Here is a 19,588-nt window from a genome sequence, read left to right on the forward strand (position 1 = left end):
GCTCTCGCTCCATTTGCAGGAACCGTGGCATCGTTGCCGCAACGCTAAGTCGATTCGGATCGGCGGTATAAATTCCACCAACGAGCGGCTGCACCAAGCGATCAAAAAGCTCTTTGCCGAATCGGCGACAGACAAACGATTTGAGCGACTCGTCATCGGCTCCTTTCCGCTTCGGAATAAACAGCTCGAGCCCCGAACGCAGTTTTCCCCATGGGCTGAGAATCCGAGTCGACAGGATCGGCCAGATTCGTGACGGAGCCATCACCATGAAACCCGACGGAATGGGTTCGAGCTTCCCTTGCGTGAGTACATCGGCGCCGCGACCATTCGGATTGGTCTTGATCAAATCGTCCGCCAACCCCAGATCCTCACACAGTTTGATACCGCTGGGAATCGAGGTGATGAAGTTGTCCGCAGCGCCCTCGATCAAGAAACCGTCCTTGCGAACAGTCTGGATTACGCCGCCAAGTCGCGGACCGGCCTCATAGAGATGGACATCCAGTGACGGATCCGACTGAACGAGTTGGTGAGCAGCGGCAAGACCAGAAATACCACCGCCGATGATCGCTACACGACGTCGCATTTTTGTGCTCCCTTGGATGGTTTGGGGATGTAACTGCAATCAGGTTCGGCGGCAAACATATTGCCTGTCACCGCGTAGGCACGTGCCCGCGATCCGCCACAGATTTGACGAAACTCGCACTGCCCGCATTTTCCTTCGAGCCGCTCGGAATCACGCAACGAACGGAACACATTGGACTTTTGATAAACGTCCACGACGTTCTGGGCAGGGAACGTTCCGCAAACCACGGGCAAAAATCCGGCGGGATAAACCACACCGGTGTGACTGACAAACATCACTCCTTTGCCGTCGTTGATCCCTGCGGTAATGAACGGAGGCGGCGATGCCACTTTGCCAGCCCCGGTGTCTTTCACATCATCACGACGATGCTGAATCATGTAGCGACGGAAATGCATCGCTTCGGTTGTCTTCACCAGGTAGGGCTGTTTCCGCGATTGGGCGAACAGACGTGCGAACACCTCTTCACACTCGTCTGCGTTGAGACGCGATGAAGCCTCCGCGCGGCCAACGGGAATCAAGAAAAACGCTGACCACATCGCGATGCCATACTTCGCAAAGAGATCTCCCATCTCTTCGATCTGGTTCGCGTTGCTCGGAATAATCGTCGTGTTAACTTGAGTGGGAACGCCGAGATCCTTCGCGTCCTGAAGTATCTCCAAACATCGAGCAAAGCTACCTGCAACGCCGCGATGTCGATCATGTGTTTGAGCGTCCGCCCCGTCGACGCTGACGGCCATGCGTGAAATACCGGCATCTCGCAGGCGCGCTATCGCTTCACGCGTTACCAATGGAGTGGATGAGGGCGTGATCGAAACCTCGAGCCCGCGACCGACCGCATACTCAACCAACTCAAACAGATCCGCTCTCTTAAACGGATCCCCACCGGTCAACACCAACATCGGTGGCTGTGGAAACTGCGTCAACTGATCGATCATTCGCTTCGATTCAGCCGTTTTTAACTCGGCCGGATCACGCAATGATTGAGCGCAGGCGCGACAGTGCTGACAAACCAAATCACACGCCCGTGTCAGCTCGTAGAAGACCAACATGGGGCTGTGATCAAACGACTTCCGAGTCCGCCTCGCCATCGCGGTCGAACCGCCGGGTGCGTTGATGGGCCGTCGCGCTGATCGCTTCGGCAAACCATCCAATCCACCGAGCATGTCCTCATTGGTTGGAGCGACCATGTCCATTCACCTGAAATTGCAACTTTCACTGACATTTCAGGCGGCGGACAACACCCAGCAAATCTTCTACAAAGGCCACAGCAATCCGCCGCCGACCAACCGATTGTATCGAAACGTGCACTGCCGAGTATAGAATCTTTTCGCTCGAATTGACCGTGTCACATTGTCACGGCCGCTCGTCGCTCGGACACTTTGACGCAGTCGCGAGAATTGCTATCGCTTCTCGAGAAAGTCCAACAAGCTTCGAAAATGCTTCTCAAACTCGTAGCAGCTTTGATAGGTCTCGTAGGCACGAGCTTGATACTGCTCTCGGTTTGCCAAAATAGAGCCCACCGCGTCCGCGACGTCCTCCACCCGGTCGACACCGATACCGCAACCATGCTCCTCCAGGACTCGAGCAATACTCGGATTGTCCACGCTAACGACGGGAACGCCACAACGTAGATAGTGGGCGAGTTTCCCGGACGCCCCGGCTAGCAATTGAAAATTGGGACCGAGCGAACTGTCGTAAATCACGACCCCAACATCAGCCGACGCCATCAATGCATCCAATTCGTCATAGGCGACCGGTTGTGTTGAGATCAACACACGCCCCTGCCCGCTCTCGACGATATCCCGATAGTAGTGCGTGTGCAGATCGATCGGCGTGTGGCTGTGAAAGATCAGGCGCGTCTGATCGGACCATTTCGCTGCGGACGCTGCGAGGTCGCTCGATCGCATGCCTTCACATATGGATCCGGCGTGAAGCACCACCCTGACAGAATCATCGAGATGGAACTGCCGGTGAAATCGATCACGGTCGATACCAGGACTCACCTCGCCCCGAGGCGAATTGGGAATCAAAATGGTCGGGCAATTCCAAGCCTCGTTTTCATCGCACAATGATTGCTGACGTTCCTCGTCTTGGATCACCAGGACGTCTGCGGATTGGTGACACATTCGCTCATGGCGTTTGCTCTGCCGTCTCGCAGGGGACCAGAACTCTCGCAAAAACATGATTTCGAGAGACCAGTAGATCAACGTCGCCTTTTGCTTTTTGGCCAGCGCGTGCCCGGCCGCCAACCCCAGCGTGTCCACTCCAATGACGGCATCATACGGCTCTCGATTGGTCGCCGCTCGCGCGACGGCGCCAACAAAAGTCGACCGCGCAGCCCAGGTAGCGGGTCGCAGGCCGTCGATGATGTCATCCTTCGTTTCACGCACTCTCTGAATTTGCTCAGCAAGCTTTGCAGGCAGTACAGCACGCATGCGAGATTTCCATGTTGCCGGCGTCGGCGTCGCCTCCCCGGGCGACGTGGAACCATGAGAACTCGGCTGCGATGACTCCACTTGCGTCGAGGCATCAACAACATCTGCTTCGCTCAACGAGGAGTCCTTCTCACGACCGATTCGAATGACCTCGACATGCTCGCCCAAGTTCGGTGGGCTCGCAAACTCATCCGATGAATCTCTCATCAAGACATCGACCGCCCACCCGTTCTCATCAAATAATCTCGCCGCGTTGATGAGACTCGGTGCGCATCCCAAATAGGTCTCGTAAAAGACGATCGCTACCCGCTTACGAGAGCCTTGTTTCATGGTCTTTGCTCACTACACCGAAGCCATGATTTGCTTCAACGCGTCGGCAACCTCATCGATTTGACTGTCCGTCAATCCCAACCCAGAGGGAACATAGAATCCACGCTCGGAAAGGGTCTCCGCGACCGGATAACTCTCGTTCAAAAACAACCCTTGCTTTTGAAATACCGGTTGTTGATGCATTGGATAGAAGAAGGGTCGCGTACCAATCTTTCTCTCGCCGAGAGCCTTCATCACATCGCCGGAAGACAACGGGTGTCCCTCTTCCACCAAAAGCCCAAACACCCAAAAGATGCTCTTGGCATACTCAGCCTCGGTCGGAGGGAGGACGATTCCCGGGGTGCCCTCGAGGCGATTCAGATACCGCTCGCCAATCTGTCGCTTGCGAATAACATGCGACTCCAACTTCTCGAGCTGGGCGAGTCCTACAGCGGCCTGCATGTTGGTCATCCGATAGTTCCAACCGAGCTCCTCATGCACAAACCTTCGTTTCGCCTGGAAGCACAGGTTTCGATAACCGCGGCACTTCTCCGCGATCACTTCATCATCGGTGACCACCATGCCGCCCTCGCCACAGGTGACATGTTTGTTGGGATAGAAGCTAAACGTGCTGATCAACCCGAAACTTCCACACGGACGATCGTGCACGTATTGCCCGTGCATTTCCGCGGCATCTTCGATCACGACGAGATTATGTCGACGTGCGATCTCGAGAACCCCCGTCATGTCCACCGGCAACCCGTAGATATGCACGACGAGGATCGCCTTCGTCGCCGGCGTGATGCGACGCTCGATCTGAGCCACATCCATGTTCCATGTTTCGGAGCTACAATCCACCAATACCGGCGTGCCACCCGCACGAACGACTGACGCGGCAGGTGAGATGATCGTGAACGTTGGCATCACGACCTCGTCTCCCGGGCCGATACCAGCGGCGGCTACCGCGATATCGAGTGCGCCGGATCCGTTCGCGCACGCAATCGCATGCTGACGGCCCACCGCATGCGCAAATTCGCCCTCGAATCGTTTAACGAATGGACCTTCGCTGCTGATCCATCCCGTTTCAATGCATTCCGCTAGATATGCTTTTTCGTTCCCGTCGAGCAAAGGCGTGTTGACGGGAATCATCAGCGATCATCTCACGGGGAACGGGCCATCGATAGCGCGAGCCGAACGTGCGTCACGACCGCCTCGCCGCGTTCTTCGTTACGCGGAGGCGGCTTTTTTCTTCGGCTTGAAGATTTCGGTAGCGGTGCCGAAGTAGACTTCGCCGGCGTTCATCAACGTTTCGCTGAGCGTTGGGTGTGGGTGAACCGATTCGGTGATGTCGGTGACCTCACAACCCATTTCGATCGCCAGAACGGCTTCGGCAATCAGTTCACCGGCACCAGTTCCCACGATGCCGCATCCGACGACGCGGTTGGTTTCTGGATCGATCAGCCATTTGGTCAAACCGTTGGTCAGGTTCAACGCCTGTGCGCGACCGCTCGCCGCCCAAGGATAGGCTTCCACGGTGACCTTGCGGCCTTCCCGTTTCGCTTCCTCTTCGGTGATACCTGCCCATGCAATCTCGGGATCGGTAAAGACAACCGCAGGAATCGCAATCTTGTCAAACTCGACCTTCTTGCCTGCGATGACTTCGGCGGCAACACGACCTTCGTGGGTCGCTTTGTGTGCGAGCATTGGATCGCCCGCAACGTCACCGATGGCGAAGATGTTCGGATCGGAGGTTCGCTGTTGGGCGTCGCAAACGACGAAGCCACGCTCGTTGACTTCCACCTTGGTGTTTTCCAACCCGAGTCCGCGAGTCACCGGACGACGCCCGACACTGACGAGCACGCGATCGAATCTCTGATGCCCAAACTTGTTCGGGCCCTCAAAGGTGACTTCGATTTGGTCATCAACTTCGCAAACCGAGCCGACCTTGGTGTTCAGGTAAACGCGACCGTCGCACATTGCGTCGACACGTTTCGCGAGTGGTTTGACGAGGTCTCGATCGGCCCCGGGCAGCAAGCCTTCGGCCAACTCAACAACACTGACCTTCGAACCGAGGTTAGCGTAAACCGTGCCCATTTCGAGCCCGATGTAACCGCCACCGATGACCAACAACGACTCGGGGATGTCCTTCAAATTGAGGGCCCCCGTGCTGTCCATCACACGATCGCTACCGATATCGAAGGCAGGCGGCATCGCCGGCACGCTTCCTGTCGCCAGGATGCAGTGATCGAACGTGAGCGTTGCTCCCTCAGGGATGGACTCGTGGTCACCTTCGAGTTTGAGTTCGTTGGAGCTAGCGAACGTGCCACGAGCCTGAATGATTTTGACGCCACGGCGTTTCGCCAAGTTCGCCAAACCACCAGTCAGGTTGGTGATCACTTTTTCCTTGCGAGCACGCACCGTGTCGACGTTGATCTTCGGCGCGCCCTCGTACTCGATTCCCCAATCTTCTTTGAGTTCCTCGACTTCGCTGATCACCTTCGCGACGTGCAACAACGCCTTCGAAGGGATACAACCACGCAGCAGACAAGTGCCGCCCAAACGAGGCTCGGCCTCCACGATGGTGACATCGAGGCCTTCATCGGCCGCGAGGAACGCGGCCGCATATCCACCGGGGCCACCACCGAGAACAACTACTGGACTGTGCATGGTCAATTTAAGCGATAGACGAGTTTAACGTGACAGGAATTCGACGACGCTGTTAGCGTCGACAGGAAGGCTAATATCGACAGGCCCGGGGAGACTCAAAACGGTCGCCCGCAATCCTTCGCTGTCAAACGAGACCCAATCCAATCCATCCGGTGGCGAGTTAGCGATCACTCCACGATAGAGGTTTTTCAAGTTCTCGCGGCCGCGGACTTCGATAATGTCGCCGGCACGAAGCAGATAACCGGGCTTGGTCACCTTCACACCGTTGACGCGGAAGTGACCGTGGGTGATCCCTTGACGGGCTTGCGGACGAGTCTTGGTGAACCCGACACGTCGCACCACGTTGTCCAAACGGCTTTCGCAGAGCAGAAGCAACAACTCACCGGTGTTGCCCGACTTACGGCCCACGTTATCAAAGTAACGACGGAGTTGGCGTTCGCCCAAACCGTAATAGTGTTTGATCTTTTGCTTCTCCATCAACGCCAGACCGTAGTTACTCGGCCGGCGGCCCCGAACGTGCATCCCCGGAGGAGTGTTACGACGGTCAAGGGCACGGGTGGCACCTGCTGTTTCATAAAGCAAAGTGCCTAAACGACGGTTAATACGGGCTTTTGGGCCGGTGTAACGTGCCATGTTTGTTCTATTCCAAGGATACAGAGGGGCGGCGGGATCCGATCGGCCGAGGTCGACAAATGGCCTCGAGCGTTCTCGCCTGAATTCGGGAATGTTTTCGAAAAAGTGAACCGTTTCGAAAAATCGAGCGGGGATTGTGAATGGAGCCCCCAGAATTTTCAAGGGGAAAGACGCTTCTCACACCCTTCTTCCGACCGGATAACTGCCCAAAACGGCAACTCGCTGAGTTTGCAGCCCCAAGGTCGCGAGCATCTTCGACACGCCGGGGTCCGCTTGGTGGCCTGGAAACTCCACGATGAAGAAATACTCATTCGGCCGCCCGGGCTGAGGAAATGACTCAATCCAGGTCAAATTCAGCTCACAATCGCGAAAAATCCCCATCACATCGGCCAACGCCCCCGGCCGATGCTCGACCTCAAACAACAACGTCGTCTTGTCGTCGCCGCTCGGCCCCGGCCGGTCCGACCCCAATACCGCAAACCGCGTCACATTGTTGCGATTGTCCTCAATCGACGCCTGCACCACATCGAGCCCATACCGTCGCCCGGCTGCGAGGCTGGCCACCGCGGCGATCCCAGGCGTCGTCGACGCGGCTTCCGCGGCCGCCGCTGTCGATGCCGTCTCCACTAACTCGACCCCCGGCAAATGAGAGGCGAGCCAACCTCGACACTGCGACAACGCCTGCGGTTTGCTGTGGACCTGGGTGATTTTGTCGCGCGCACTGTGCGAAAGAAGATTGTGGTGAATCGCCAACAGCAACTCACCGGTAATGTTCACCTCGCCGTTGGCCAGTTTTCCGAGCGTGTCGACAATCCGTCCGTCAGTGCTGTTTTCAATCGGCACGATCCCATACTGGCAGTCGCCGCGTTCAACCGAATCAAACACGGCGCCGATGCTGGACACAGGCGTCAACTCCATGCCTTCGCCGAAATACGCCAACCCCGCCAAATGGCTGTAACTATCAACCGGCCCCAAGAACGCGACCCGCTGGGGCTGTGCCGCCTGATAACACGCCGAGACGATGTGCCGCAAAATTGCTTTCTGCGCCGCCTCGCTTAGCGCGGCAACCTCGCCGTCCACCAACGCTTCGGCGGCTAAGATCGCCTCTTGCAGACCAAACTCCTGCTCTGGCTGCTCCATCATTTCGGCGACGATCTTCTGCCGTCGGCTTACCAAATCAAGCAGCTCGCGGTCGATCAGTTTCAGATGATCGACACTCGGTTTTTGGCTTGCATTGCTCATAGTTGTCGATTCCTGGTGTTTCGTTCCAACCCTGGTTTTGCCACGTGTTGTCCCAGCGATGCCCTCTGCAAACAACTCCTATCAATCGACTGCTCGTCCAACATCCATCAGCAAAGAGACGCAACCGGCGAACACAAACGGTTATGCGATATACGCCGTTTACTCCACCGCAGTCGGCGGCCTCATGTGTAACGACTGAACGATTTGTGTAGAAGCGGATGAGCCACAACATCCCGTCACGACGCCGAAACGGACACGTGAGGCCTGCCAAAGCTGCCGAATTGACACGCCGCCGTCTTGGCTCAAACCTCTCGTTCTCACCGGCTGCCAGTTTGTTCCGCGAAACTTTTCCCGCACCGTGTCAGACGCAAAACACGCGGTAAAACACGTGTTTTTAGCTGCATTGCCGTTTTGACGCGAGGCGAAAAAGCACGCTCTGGCACAGTTCTTGCCATTCACTCCCCTCGCCAGCAAATGTCTGACATCCTCAACAACCAGCCAGCCCGTATCAGTCGGGCGAGCTGAAAACCAAATAACAAACTTCAAATCACTGACAAAAACGCCCCGCTTCCGGGGCCACACCCAGCGGAGAAATCATCATGGCACAAGGCGAAAGAATCATCGGTATCGACCTCGGGACCACGAACAGTGTGGTCGCAATCATGGAAGGTAGCGAAGCAAAAGTTATCCCCAACCCCGAAGGCAACCGGCTGACCCCGAGTGTCGTGGCGTTTACCGACAAAGAAGAAACCATCGTCGGCGAACCAGCCCGACGCCAAGCCGTCACCAACCCAAAACGCACCGTCTACTCGGCCAAGCGTTTCATGGGTCGGCGGCACAACGAAGTCGAATCGGAAGAAAAGATGGTGCCCTACGGCATCACCGGTGGTCCTGGCGACTACGTGAAGATCGAAGTCGGCGACACCGAGTACACCCCGCAAGAAATCTCCGCCAAGGTTCTTCGTAAGCTGAAAGAATCCGCCGAGTCGTACCTCGGACACAAAGTCAACAAAGCCGTCATCACCGTACCGGCGTACTTCAACGATGCACAACGTCAAGCGACCAAAGACGCCGGACAAATTGCTGGCCTCGAAGTCGCACGGATCATCAACGAACCAACCGCGGCTGCACTCGCTTACGGCCTCGACAAGAAGAAAGATGAAAGCATCATCGTCTTCGACCTCGGTGGTGGTACGTTCGACGTTTCCGTTCTCGAAGTCGCCGACAGTGGTGACGAAGATCAAGAAAGCCGCGTCTTCCAAGTTGTTTCGACCTCCGGTGACACGCACCTCGGTGGTGACGACTTCGACGAAGCATTGATCCACCACGTTGCCGAGGAGTTCAAGAAAGAGAACGGCATCGACCTGCGTAACGACGCGATGGCGTTGCAACGGCTTCAAGAAGCGTGCGAGAAAGCAAAGAAAGAACTCAGCACGCTGCCTGAAACCGACATCAACCTGCCGTTTATCACGATGGACGCGTCGGGTCCGAAACACTTGACGATGAAGATCACACGATCGAAGTTCGAAGAGTTGATCGACAAACTCGTCGACCGTTGCCGTGGCCCCGTCATGCAGGCTCTTAAAGACGCCGGCATGAGCCCGAGTGACATCGACGAAATCGTCCTCGTCGGTGGTAGCACGCGTGTCCCCAAAGTTCGCCAAGCAGTCAAAGAAATTTTCGGCAAAGAACCTCACCAAGGCGTCAACCCCGACGAAGTCGTTGCCATCGGCGCGGCGATCCAAGGTAGCGTTTTGGCCGGTGACCGAACCGACGTTCTTTTGCTCGACGTCACTCCACTGACTCTCGGTATCGAAACCGAAGGTGGTGTGATGACGCCGCTCGTCGAACGCAACACGACTGTGCCTGCCGAGAAGAAGAACGTGTTCAGTACCGCCGCGGATAACCAAACCGCCGTTACCGTTCGCGTCTTCCAAGGGGAGCGCAAGATGGCAAACGCCAACCGGTTGCTCGCCGAATTCAACCTCGACGACATCCCGCCTGCACCACGTGGCGTTCCGCAAATCGAAGTCAAATTCGACATCGACCAAAACGGGATCCTCAGCGTTTCGGCGAAGGAACTCAAGACCGGCAAGGAAGCACACGTTGAGATTAAAGACAGCGGTGCGTTGTCCGATGACGATATCGAACAAATGCGGAAAGACGCCGAGGCGAACGCCGAAGACGACAAACGACAATTCGAACTCGTCGAAGCACGCAACAAAGCAAACCAACAAGTCTATCAACTCGAGAAGTTGATGACCGAGAACGCTGACAAGCTGACCGATGCGGACAAAGCTCCGATGAACGCAGCAATCGAAAAGGTCAAAACGGCCGCCGAAGGCGACGACTTGGCCGCGATGAAAGCAGCATCAGACGAACTCGACGCCGCTTCGCAAGCGTTCAGCAAGGTTCTCTATGAAAAGACCGACGCCGCCGAGAAGACCGGTGACGAAGCCGCTTCGGGTGCCGCCGCCTCCGGCGGTGATGACGACGACGCGATCGACGCGGAGTTCGAAGTCAAAGAATAGAACCTCGCCCTAACAGGCGCAGAACCTTTCTGGCGAGTCTTGCGATGTCTCTTTTGGCACCGCAAGTGCTCGCCTTTTTTTTCGCAATAACCATCCGCCAAAACCCGTGTGCGAGTGCCTATCCGCACACTGAACTTTCGCAACGTTTCATCGGTCCACGATCACTCAACGTTGCAACGAACCGTCTCCCCACCGTTTGATGCAAAGAGCTCAATATCATGGCCTTTCGAATCGATAAACTGACCACTCAAGCTCAAAACACCGTTGCCGAAGCACAGGCACAAGCAACAGAACAAGGCAACGCCGAAATCATGCCGTTGCATTTGCTCGCCGCCGCTCTGGCGCAGTCCGATGGTATCACCAAACCGATGCTCGAGAAGCTCAAGGTTGATACCGGATCGCTGCAATCGTTGATCAACAGCGAACTCGAAAAGCTGCCTCGAACCAGCGGCGGTGGACAACCTCGTGTCAGCGGCAAATTGCAAGAAGTGTTTCAGGCTGCCGATGAAGCAGCGAAGTCACTCAAGGACGAATACATCAGCACCGAACACTTGCTGCTCGGCCTCGCGAGGATCGAAAACAAAGCAAAGAATCTGCTCTCGCTCTCCGGAGTCACCGCCGACGATCTGCTTAAAGCGGCCAGCGAAATTCGCGGTTCCGCTCGTGTTACCGATCAAAATGCGGAGTCGACCTATCAAGCACTCGAGAAGTATGGCATCGACCTGACCACGCTCGCCGAGACCGGAAAACTCGATCCTGTGATCGGCCGCGATAATGAAATCCGCCGTGTCATTCAGGTACTATCGCGTCGAACCAAAAACAACCCTGTGCTGATCGGACAACCCGGTGTGGGTAAAACCGCCATCGCCGAAGGACTCGCGCTGCGCATCTTTGAAGGCGACGTCCCTCAAAGCCTCAAAGGCAAACGGGTCGTTTCGCTCGACATGGGCGCCCTCGTTGCCGGTGCCAAATTCCGTGGTGACTTTGAAGAACGCCTCAAAGCCGTCTTGCGAGAAGTCAAAGATTCCGGCGGCGGTGTGATTCTCTTCATCGACGAACTCCATCTCGTCGTCGGTGCCGGCAACGCGGAAGGTTCGGCGGACGCGGCAAACTTGCTCAAACCCGAACTCGCTCGCGGAGCGCTGCGGTGCATTGGTGCGACGACGCTCGATGAATATCGTCAACACATCGAAAAAGACGCGGCCTTGGAGCGTCGCTTCCAACCCGTTTTCGTCGGCGAACCCAACATCGACGACACCGTCGCGATCCTCCGTGGGCTCAAACCCCGGTACGAATCTCACCACGGTGTTCGCATCACCGACAGCGCACTCGTCGCCGCGGCAAACCTGTCGAGTCGTTACATCGCCGACCGATTTCTTCCTGACAAGGCCATCGACCTCGTCGACGAAGCAGCCAGTCGGTTGGCGATGGAAAAAGAATCCGTCCCCGAACCGATCGACCGATTGCAACGACGTTTGCGTCAACTCGAACTCGCTCATCGTCAACTCGTTGATGAATCGGAGGCATCCGCCGTCGACAAACGCAATGAAGTTGAAGACGAAATGGAAGAGGTCAAAGCGGAACTCGCGAGCCTGAAGGAACAGTGGGAAGCCGAGAAGATGGGCCTCGATGATGTTCAATCGATACGCCAGGAGGCGGAAGAACTGCAACACCGGTTCGCCAAACTCGATGCCGAAGCGAAAGAGAAGCAACTCCGTGGTGAAAGCCCGGAAGACCTCTATCGCGAAATGTTGCAGGTCCAAACCCGTCAACGCGAACTGCAAAAACGCATCGACGAAATGGAGGCGACCGAATCCAATAAACCCGCCTCCGGCGCAGACAATGGCAACACCGATAGCTCGACACCCGAACGAGACCATCGTCGATTGCTTCGCAAAGAAGTGACCGAGGAGGAAATCGCGGAGGTCGTTAGCACTTGGACCGGCGTCCCGGTTTCGCGAATGATGGAAACCGAACGAGCCAAACTGCTGGTCATGGAAGAACGATTGCATCAACGCGTTATCGGACAAGACGAAGCGGTCACCGCGGTGTCCGATGCGGTACGGCGTAGTCGCAGCGGTCTGCAAGACCCCAACCGTCCGATCGGCTCGTTCCTGTTCCTCGGCCCAACCGGTGTTGGAAAAACGGAACTCTGCAAGGCTCTCGCCGAAGTCATGTTCGACGACGACTCCGCCATGGTCCGAATCGACATGAGTGAATTCATGGAACGGCACAGTGTGTCGCGTCTGATCGGTGCGCCTCCGGGATATGTCGGCTACGAAGAAGGCGGCAAACTCACCGAGGCTGTTCGACGACGTCCGTACGCAGTCATCCTGCTCGACGAAATGGAAAAGGCACACCCAGACGTTTTCAACATTTTGCTGCAGGTACTCGATGACGGACGACTGACCGACGGCCAAGGACGAACCGTGGACTTCACCAATGCCGTCGTCGTGATGACTAGCAACGTCGGCAGCCAAGTGATCCAACGCGTCACCGACGAAGGCGGCGATGAGGAAGAGATGCGCAATGCCGTCCAGGACGCGTTGAAGGCTCGATTCTTACCCGAGTTCCTCAACCGGATCGACGACATCGTGATCTTCCATCCGCTTCAACAAGACCAAATTCGACGCATCGTCGAGTTGCAACTCGAAGACCTCAGACGTCGACTCGCCGGAAACGGTTTGTCGCTCGAATTGACCGACGTCGCCATCGATGAGATTGCCGCAGTCGGATACGACCCGGCCTACGGCGCTCGACCGCTCAAACGGGTCATTCAGCGAGAGGTTCAAAACCCGCTCGCCACGGCACTGTTGAAAAACAGCTACGAGGAAGGAACGACCATCGCGATCGACTACCGCGACGGGAAGTTTGAATTCTCCGGCAAATAACCGAAGACGCGAAGTAGCCTGAACTCGCGTCAACAGGTCACGGCAACCGATATTCTAGTCCGCCTCCGCGAAAACCATCCGCCGGGGCGGACAGAAAGAAAGACGTCAGACGTCTATTTACTCAACGCTGCGGTCGGGGTTCCATCCGCAGCAAGGTTGCCTGTTGCCCACAGGACCCCACGAACAACGAGTTCCATGTACCGTTCATCGGCAACGGTCTCGTTTTGATGACCGAGCGAAGTGCTGAATATCCTGGTCTTCTTAGGACCGTACTCGTTCGTCCAGGCGACAACAGCGGTTGCTTCCTTCGCCTTCGCGTCAGGATTCATCTTCAATTGTCGTTTATTGGGTGGCACCATTTGATTCCCGCCCACCAAAGCACTCGTGCCATCGAACACCCTCACGTTGTTGTAGAGTTCCTCATCGATCGTTCGCCAATCTTCCATGCCCTTGGTGATCGGATGGTTTGAATTGGTGTAAAGCACATCGATGGGAGCCCTCGGTCCGTGCACCGTTGATTGAACTCCGATCATCTCATACCACGCCGCATTGTCCGCGCCCGGTTTCACGGGAGCCCGATAGTTCCCCCACCGGTAGCTGTGCATCGCACAGTGCAGATTCACCGCGGGTGTTCCGTTGCGATGCGCCGCCAAAATCCGATCAACGTAAGGTCGTTCGGTTACGTTCGCCGAACACTCATCATGGATGACGACATCGTACCCTTCCGCCCAATCATCAGCTTCATAAATCTCGAACGTCGCTTTCGTGTTGCTTTGGTCGCTAGTGACGACGGTGACGTTCGCATGGATCCGTTGCTCAATCCCTTCTTTGAGCAGCTTTGACTGCGTTTCGTAGTCATGACAGCATCCACCTGCTACCAACAAGACCTTCAAAGGCGAAGCTCTCACGACGGAATCATCCGCCAAAACAACGCCTGTCCCCAAGTGACATAGCGACAAAAGAGCGAAAAGAAACACGCAAACTGATCCAACGTTCATAGATAGATAAATCTCTTTATTGTGAAGCGAGCGATTTAAAGAATTGGCAACAAGAAGACACCGCAGCCGAATTCATTCAAGACAGCAACCGACTGCCTACGAATTCGACAACGAATAAACCTGAACATCATCCACGACGGCGTTCTTCGGAACCGCCAAACGCAAAAGTCGTTTCGTTGGGTGAGCAATCCCCTCGGAGGAGAACTCACCAACGAGCGTGCCGTCAATCGTTACGCTCATGGTGTCACCCTGGATCCGCACCTGCAGAGCGTACCACCTGTTCGTATCGAGCCGATTTGGAAATCGTTTGGACTTGGATTTTAGTTCGACTTGCATCTCCGAGGTCAGCTTTTTGGCTTTGTTCAACTCATAATACTTGTTCGCCATTCGTCCCGTTTTCAAATCACTGATCTGAACCTGCCGCGTGTTGATTTTCACGACACAAAGATGCCCGGCATGCACGCCTTTGAATTTCAGATCCGCAAAGTTCAACCCGAGACTGTCGGCTTTGCCTTCGAGCATGAAACGAAGAGAAACCAACCCGTCGCGGAATTCCGCCGGATGGGTGACCGAGACCGCATGATCGGCCGACTCATGAAACGAGATGCGCATTGCCCCATCTTTGAGGTCAACTTGTTTGTTCCCATGGGCCCGTCGTTCACTATTGGATGCCCATCCGTTCCCTATTTCCTCTTTCACCTCCTGCGATTCATTCCGATCGAACTGATCTTCAAACAGCAGTACCCGAGCCTCCTCCGGCGACGACGTTTCCTTTGCCGCCAACGACGAGAACTGCAACCCTGAAGAAACAACCGCCGTTATCACTATTGCAAAAATCAAAAAATCTCATTTGTGTCACTCATCGTTGGGGGCGATCAAGTTTGGAAAACAGAGCACTCGATTTCGCTGTTTCCTGTCCGAAGGCGATATTCACCTCGTGCCCGATTCTAACTCGAAACCGTGGCACCATGTCGGCGGCGTCCCCTCACGCAAAATTGCCGCGACGATAAACTGACACCGTCCGAACCGATCCAGCCTTTTTTACGCCGACCATGTCAATCAAAATCGAATTCGTTGAATCACCGTCGTCTGACGAGTTAGATGTCATCCACAACGGCCTATCCACTCATGCGATGGAACACGTCCAGACGCCGGGTTTTGCCTGCATCGCGTTTTTTCATCGCGATGCCGATGGATCGATTGACGCCGGGATCGTGGGGCACCTGAACTGGAACTGGGCGAGCGTTTACAACTTCTGGGTCCGCGACGATTTGCGCGGTCAAGGTATTGGGTCACACCTCTTGAAAGCGTTCGAAGACCATGCGATCGCGTCGGGCTGCGAACAAATCCATCTGGACACGTTCAGCTTCCAGGCACCCAAACTATACGAAGCCTACGGATATGAACTGTTTGCCGAACTCGAGGACTACCCGATAGGCCACAGTCGGCGATTCTACCGCAAGAGCCTCAACCGGGCTCCGCGAGCCTTCACATAATGCCTCGCTAACGACCGCCACTGCTCGGCGTTTGTACAGGCCGTTTTAGAACGCCCTAACATTTCATGCCCCGTCTCAACCATGCCTGTCCCCAACCATGATTCCTGAAAACACAACCATTTCGCAAGCCAATTTGATGGGATCGATCTGGATGGTGGCCGCAATGGCAGCGTTCGCGGTCGAGGATGCGTTGATCAAAGCAACCGCGGGGATCTTGCCCGTTGGACAGGTGTTGGTGTTTTTCGGCTTTGGTGGTGCGTTGGTCTTTGCAATCACCGCTGCGAGAAAACGGGATCGCTTCTTCGGCCCGGCGATTCAATCGTCGGCGATGCGTTACCGCATGCTGTTTGAGGTTGCCGGCCGAGTGTTCTACGCGTTGGCCGTCGCGTTGACCCCACTGTCCGCCACCACCGTCATCCTGCAGGCAACTCCCTTGGTGGTCGTCGCGGGAGCCGCGGTTGTGTTTGGCGAGAGAGTCGGTTTGCGTCGCTGGTCCGCGATTTGGGTCGGGTTGGTTGGCGTGGTGATTGTCGTGGGTCCGGGACGAGACACTTTTTCAATGCTATCCATGCTGGCCGTGCTCGGAATGCTCGGTTTTGCCGGTCGTGACCTGACCAGCCGGGCCGCTCCCAAGTCCGTCAGCACGGCGATTCTTGGATTGTATGGTTTTGTCGCTGTGTTTCTCGCCGGTATCGTGATCGCGGTCTGGGATAGCAAACCGTTCATTTGGCCGACCTCGACAACGTCGACTTACCTTTCCGCTGCCATCGGCGTCGGTGTGATTGCCTACTCATTCTTAATGAAAGCGATGCGAACCGGTGAAGTTTCCGCGGTAACCCCGTTTCGGTACTCAAGACTGCTCTTCGGCATTGGACTGGGAGTCTACTGGTTCGGCGAGAAGTTCAGCCTTGAGATGCTGATCGGTTCGGCGCTCATCGTGACGTCTGGGCTCATCCTCATCGGGCGAAAACGAATCGCAATCAGACCTCGCAAGACCCCAGCATACGAACTCGACGTGCCCTCGCTATCAACGGCGGACTCGAACAAGAGCTAGGGAACCGACGTCCCATCGAAGGACGTCGCGAACTCGTCTTGCCGTGCGAAATTGCTACTCAGTCGCACTCGGAACAATCGCGTGTGCAGGTTCGTTCCCCACGGTGAAATGGCCGAGCGGGTGGCCATCGGCATCGTGAATGAGCCAGATCTCTCCCGTACGGGTTTGATACGGCTTACTCCATTCGGTCTCCAGTGTACCGTATGGTTGAACATTGCCATGGTCGTCGACGCAGAACACTTTCACTGGTTGTCCCGCCTTGTTGCTGATACGGACTTCGAGTTCGTCGCCACGCGGTTGCGAAACGAGTTTGGTTTCACCGTCAAACGGCGACCATGGCAGATCAGGCAGCGAAGCACCGCTGTTGTTGTTCGCATATTCAGCGAACGTCTTGGGGAGGTACGCCTTCAAATCAGCAATCTGCTCGGCAAACTCAGCCTTCGACGCGAGGTTGTTCCACTCGTAGCGATCCGTTTCGATGTCGTAGAGTTCCTCGTCACCATTGTCGTAATGGATATAGCGGAAACGTCTGCCGCTAACGCCGAAGTTGCCCGGCCGTCCTAGATAAGTAATGGATGCATGCGGCCACTCGGCGTCTGGCGTTTTAAGCAGCGGCAACAAACTGGGTCCGTCATTGGTCGCCTTATCAGGCAAACCAGATAGCTGTGTCAGCGTCGGAAACAGGCTGAGCAGATTCACCGGCGCATCGCAGATGGTCCCCGCTTCAGTTCCGTCCGGCAGCCCCGGCGCGCCCTTAGGAACACGCATCATTAATGGGACTCGAGTGCAGACTCGCCAACCGGTGTATTTCTGCCAGTGTTCTTTTTCGCCCAAATGCCATCCGTGATCACTCCACAAGACCACGATGGTGTTGTCCTTGTTGGGGCCGTTTTCCAACGCATCGAGTACGCGGCCGAGCATCGTGTCGGCGAAGTAGATCGAAGCGAGATAACCTTGGATGCCTTGCTTCCATTGGCCCTGTTCGCGAATGTGGGGAAAGTATCGATTCGGACCACGCTCTTTTCCTGCCGGCGGTAAGTCATCGAGATCGTTTTCCAGATAGCCCGGTGGGAGTTGTATCTCTTCCAACGGAAACGGCTCAAAGTACTTCTCGGGGACAAACCACGGTTCATGGGGGCGGTAAATCCCACAGGCCAAGAAGAACGGTTTGTCGTGCGTTTTGGACAACTGTTCCCCGATCCAATGCGACACCAACCAATCGCCGCCGAACTCTTCGTCCGTCACGTCTAGAGCTGCCCAGTCGGTTTCGACGTATTGCCATGGCCCTCCACGTGGAAGACTGACGGGACGTTTCTTCGGGTAATAGGTACGCGGGAACGGGTCTTCGGTTTGCTTCGGTGGATAGTATTCGTCCCAAGACTCAGCGTCGATAAAGTAGTGCAGTATCTTTCCCGATCCTGCCGCCCAGTATCCGTGACTGGAAAAGTACCGCGGCAACAACTCCGCGTCTGGCATTTGCCCCCGCATGCTCTGCCGGTTGTCATACAACCCCGAAACATGTGGCGAGATCCCCGTCATGATCGCACCGCGCGAAGGATTGCATGCTGGCGCGGGGCAATGGGCGTTCGTGAACAGCACCCCACTGTCGGCGAGCCGATCGAAATTGGGAGTGATCGCTTGCGGGTGCCCACCGAGGCATCCGATCCAATCATTCAGATCATCCACCGAGATAAAAAGACGTTCGGCTTGTCCGCTCTCACGGTACGCGAGAACACCGGCCACGAGAGCACGGCGAAGAAGGACACAAGTAACAGACGATTCATCGAGTTCTCTCACGGGGGCATTCGATGCGATGTGAAACCTCCACGCCGCAACCGTTTCAATCAATTCGAGTCCATGAACTTGCTCGCCACGGCAGGACTCCCTCAGGCTGATGCAACCGGCACAGTGATCAACCGGCACAGTGATCAACCGGCACAGTGATCAACCGGCCCATCTATCAACCGGGGGCCCCAATCGTCAGACGATCGACGCCGCAGTCAGATGCTCTCCGATTGCGATCCCACAGATCACCAAAAGAAACAACGCATCCGGAAGAACGCGGGAATTACGAACGCATGGCTTGAGCAAGCTCAAAGAACGTATTGGGGACTTTAACAGATTGGAATGTGAAAATACTCCAACAGCGATTGGTTACACACTTATTTCCATACCTCTTTCTGCCATTGGCAAATTTCATTCAGTCAACATAGCGTTCGCGCACAGTGCGATCGACTTCGTTCATTCAATCAAAGTTGTTTTGAATCGATTGCCTCATCAACGCTTGAAGTTGAATGTTTCGTGTGACTAAGCTGGGCAGACTCACCACCATCTCACCTCGGTTTCGGCAACAATGAATCGACTTCAATTGACTGTCCTCGCTCTACTGCTCTTCGTGTCATCGCCTTTAAAAGGGGATGACGTTCAGATCCCCGTCATTAAGGATGGCGAGGCGCAAGTCATCAAAGAGTTGGAAGACTCTGACTACTGGATCCGGCATGACCTTTGGGTGGAAACCGAATTCGACTTGGATGGTGACGGGAAGATGGATCGGATGCACGTCAGTGTCACGCGTCCCACCCAGACCGAGACACAATCATTGAAGCTTCCCGTGATCTACAACTCCAGTCCCTACTTTGCGGGGACGACGGGTGGCGACGACTCCTATTTCTGGGACGCCAGACAAGAGCTAGGAGAGGAGCCGCCGGAAAGATCCTCCGCGCCGAAAATCGAAAGAGAGGGAACCCGT

General features: G+C 55.7%; 15 protein-coding genes and 1 pseudogene. 6 read left to right on the forward strand and 10 right to left on the reverse strand.

Annotated features, from left to right (window positions below):
* Both hemG and RSSM_RS28095 read right to left on the reverse strand, forming a co-directional pair.
* The coding region (hemG, locus tag RSSM_RS28090) for a protoporphyrinogen oxidase (RefSeq protein ID WP_008687798.1) at nt 1–583 on the reverse strand (583 nt) is incomplete at its 3' end.
* Nucleotides 568–1,770 (reverse strand): TIGR04053 family radical SAM/SPASM domain-containing protein, encoded by a 1,203-nt coding sequence (locus RSSM_RS28095; RefSeq protein ID WP_008687800.1) that lies wholly within the window; start codon nt 1,768–1,770, stop codon nt 568–570. The genes hemG and RSSM_RS28095, both read right to left, overlap by 16 nt.
* Here RSSM_RS28095 and RSSM_RS35280 point away from each other — a divergent pair.
* Nucleotides 1,769–1,903 carry a hypothetical protein gene (locus RSSM_RS35280; RefSeq protein WP_008687799.1) on the forward strand — a complete coding sequence of 45 codons (135 nt, stop codon included), beginning with the start codon at nt 1,769–1,771 and terminating at the stop codon, nt 1,901–1,903. The genes RSSM_RS28095 and RSSM_RS35280 overlap by 2 nt on opposite strands.
* 80 nt (nt 1,904–1,983) lie before the next feature.
* Here RSSM_RS35280 and RSSM_RS28100 read toward each other — a convergent pair whose 3' ends face one another.
* From RSSM_RS28100 to pheA, 5 genes are all read right to left on the reverse strand, one after another.
* Complete coding sequence (locus tag RSSM_RS28100; protein WP_008687801.1) at nt 1,984–3,348, reverse strand: glycosyltransferase; 1,365 nt, start codon at nt 3,346–3,348, stop codon at nt 1,984–1,986.
* 12 nt (nt 3,349–3,360) lie between these two features.
* A complete protein-coding gene (locus RSSM_RS28105; protein ID WP_008687802.1) occupies nt 3,361–4,476 on the reverse strand; it encodes a DegT/DnrJ/EryC1/StrS family aminotransferase in 1,116 nt (371 codons plus the stop codon).
* A gap of 78 nt (nt 4,477–4,554) precedes the next feature.
* The gene (gene lpdA, locus RSSM_RS28110; protein WP_008687804.1) at nt 4,555–5,994 is read right to left on the reverse strand and encodes a dihydrolipoyl dehydrogenase; all 1,440 of its coding nucleotides are present in this window, start codon (nt 5,992–5,994) and stop codon (nt 4,555–4,557) included.
* Nucleotides 5,995–6,018: 24 nt separating this feature from the next.
* Nucleotides 6,019–6,627, reverse strand: coding sequence for a 30S ribosomal protein S4 (rpsD, locus tag RSSM_RS28115; protein WP_173403195.1), 609 nt, complete (start codon nt 6,625–6,627; stop codon nt 6,019–6,021).
* A gap of 177 nt (nt 6,628–6,804) precedes the next feature.
* A complete protein-coding gene (gene pheA, locus RSSM_RS28120; protein WP_008687810.1) occupies nt 6,805–7,869 on the reverse strand; it encodes a prephenate dehydratase in 1,065 nt (354 codons plus the stop codon).
* Between the two features lie 599 nt (nt 7,870–8,468).
* Between pheA and dnaK the strand changes: the two genes are divergently transcribed.
* Nucleotides 8,469–10,400, forward strand: a complete 1,932-nt coding sequence (gene dnaK, locus RSSM_RS28125) for a molecular chaperone DnaK (RefSeq protein ID WP_008687813.1) — start codon at nt 8,469–8,471, stop codon at nt 10,398–10,400.
* Between the two features lie 218 nt (nt 10,401–10,618).
* A complete protein-coding gene (gene clpB / locus RSSM_RS28130; RefSeq protein WP_008687814.1) occupies nt 10,619–13,291 on the forward strand; it encodes an ATP-dependent chaperone ClpB in 2,673 nt (890 codons plus the stop codon).
* A gap of 113 nt (nt 13,292–13,404) precedes the next feature.
* On the opposite strand, the gene RSSM_RS28135 is transcribed toward clpB, so the two are convergent.
* Together RSSM_RS28135 and RSSM_RS28140 are read right to left on the reverse strand one after the other, a co-directional pair.
* Nucleotides 13,405–14,289, reverse strand: a complete 885-nt coding sequence (locus RSSM_RS28135) for a ThuA domain-containing protein (RefSeq protein WP_008687815.1) — start codon at nt 14,287–14,289, stop codon at nt 13,405–13,407.
* 96 nt (nt 14,290–14,385) lie between these two features.
* Nucleotides 14,386–15,129, reverse strand: coding sequence for a hypothetical protein (locus RSSM_RS28140; RefSeq protein WP_315850034.1), 744 nt, complete (start codon nt 15,127–15,129; stop codon nt 14,386–14,388).
* Nucleotides 15,130–15,341: 212 nt separating this feature from the next.
* On the opposite strand from RSSM_RS28140, the gene RSSM_RS28145 reads away from it, so the two are divergent.
* Entirely contained in the window at nt 15,342–15,785 is a 444-nt protein-coding gene (locus RSSM_RS28145) for a GNAT family N-acetyltransferase (RefSeq protein WP_008687819.1), read from the forward strand.
* 97 nt (nt 15,786–15,882) lie between these two features.
* The gene (locus RSSM_RS28150; RefSeq protein WP_008687820.1) at nt 15,883–16,839 is read left to right on the forward strand and encodes a DMT family transporter; all 957 of its coding nucleotides are present in this window, start codon (nt 15,883–15,885) and stop codon (nt 16,837–16,839) included.
* Nucleotides 16,840–16,893: 54 nt separating this feature from the next.
* On the opposite strand, the gene RSSM_RS28155 is transcribed toward RSSM_RS28150, so the two are convergent.
* Nucleotides 16,894–18,636, reverse strand: a complete 1,743-nt coding sequence (locus RSSM_RS28155) for a sulfatase-like hydrolase/transferase (protein ID WP_315850035.1) — start codon at nt 18,634–18,636, stop codon at nt 16,894–16,896.
* A gap of 556 nt (nt 18,637–19,192) precedes the next feature.
* Between RSSM_RS28155 and RSSM_RS28160 the strand changes: the two are divergent.
* Nucleotides 19,193–19,588 (forward strand): annotated as a pseudogene (locus tag RSSM_RS28160) (CocE/NonD family hydrolase); the annotation flags it as partial.

The sequence above is a fragment of the Aporhodopirellula sallentina SM41 genome, from assembly GCF_000346505.1.
Lineage (GTDB): Bacteria > Planctomycetota > Planctomycetia > Pirellulales > Pirellulaceae > Rhodopirellula > Rhodopirellula sallentina.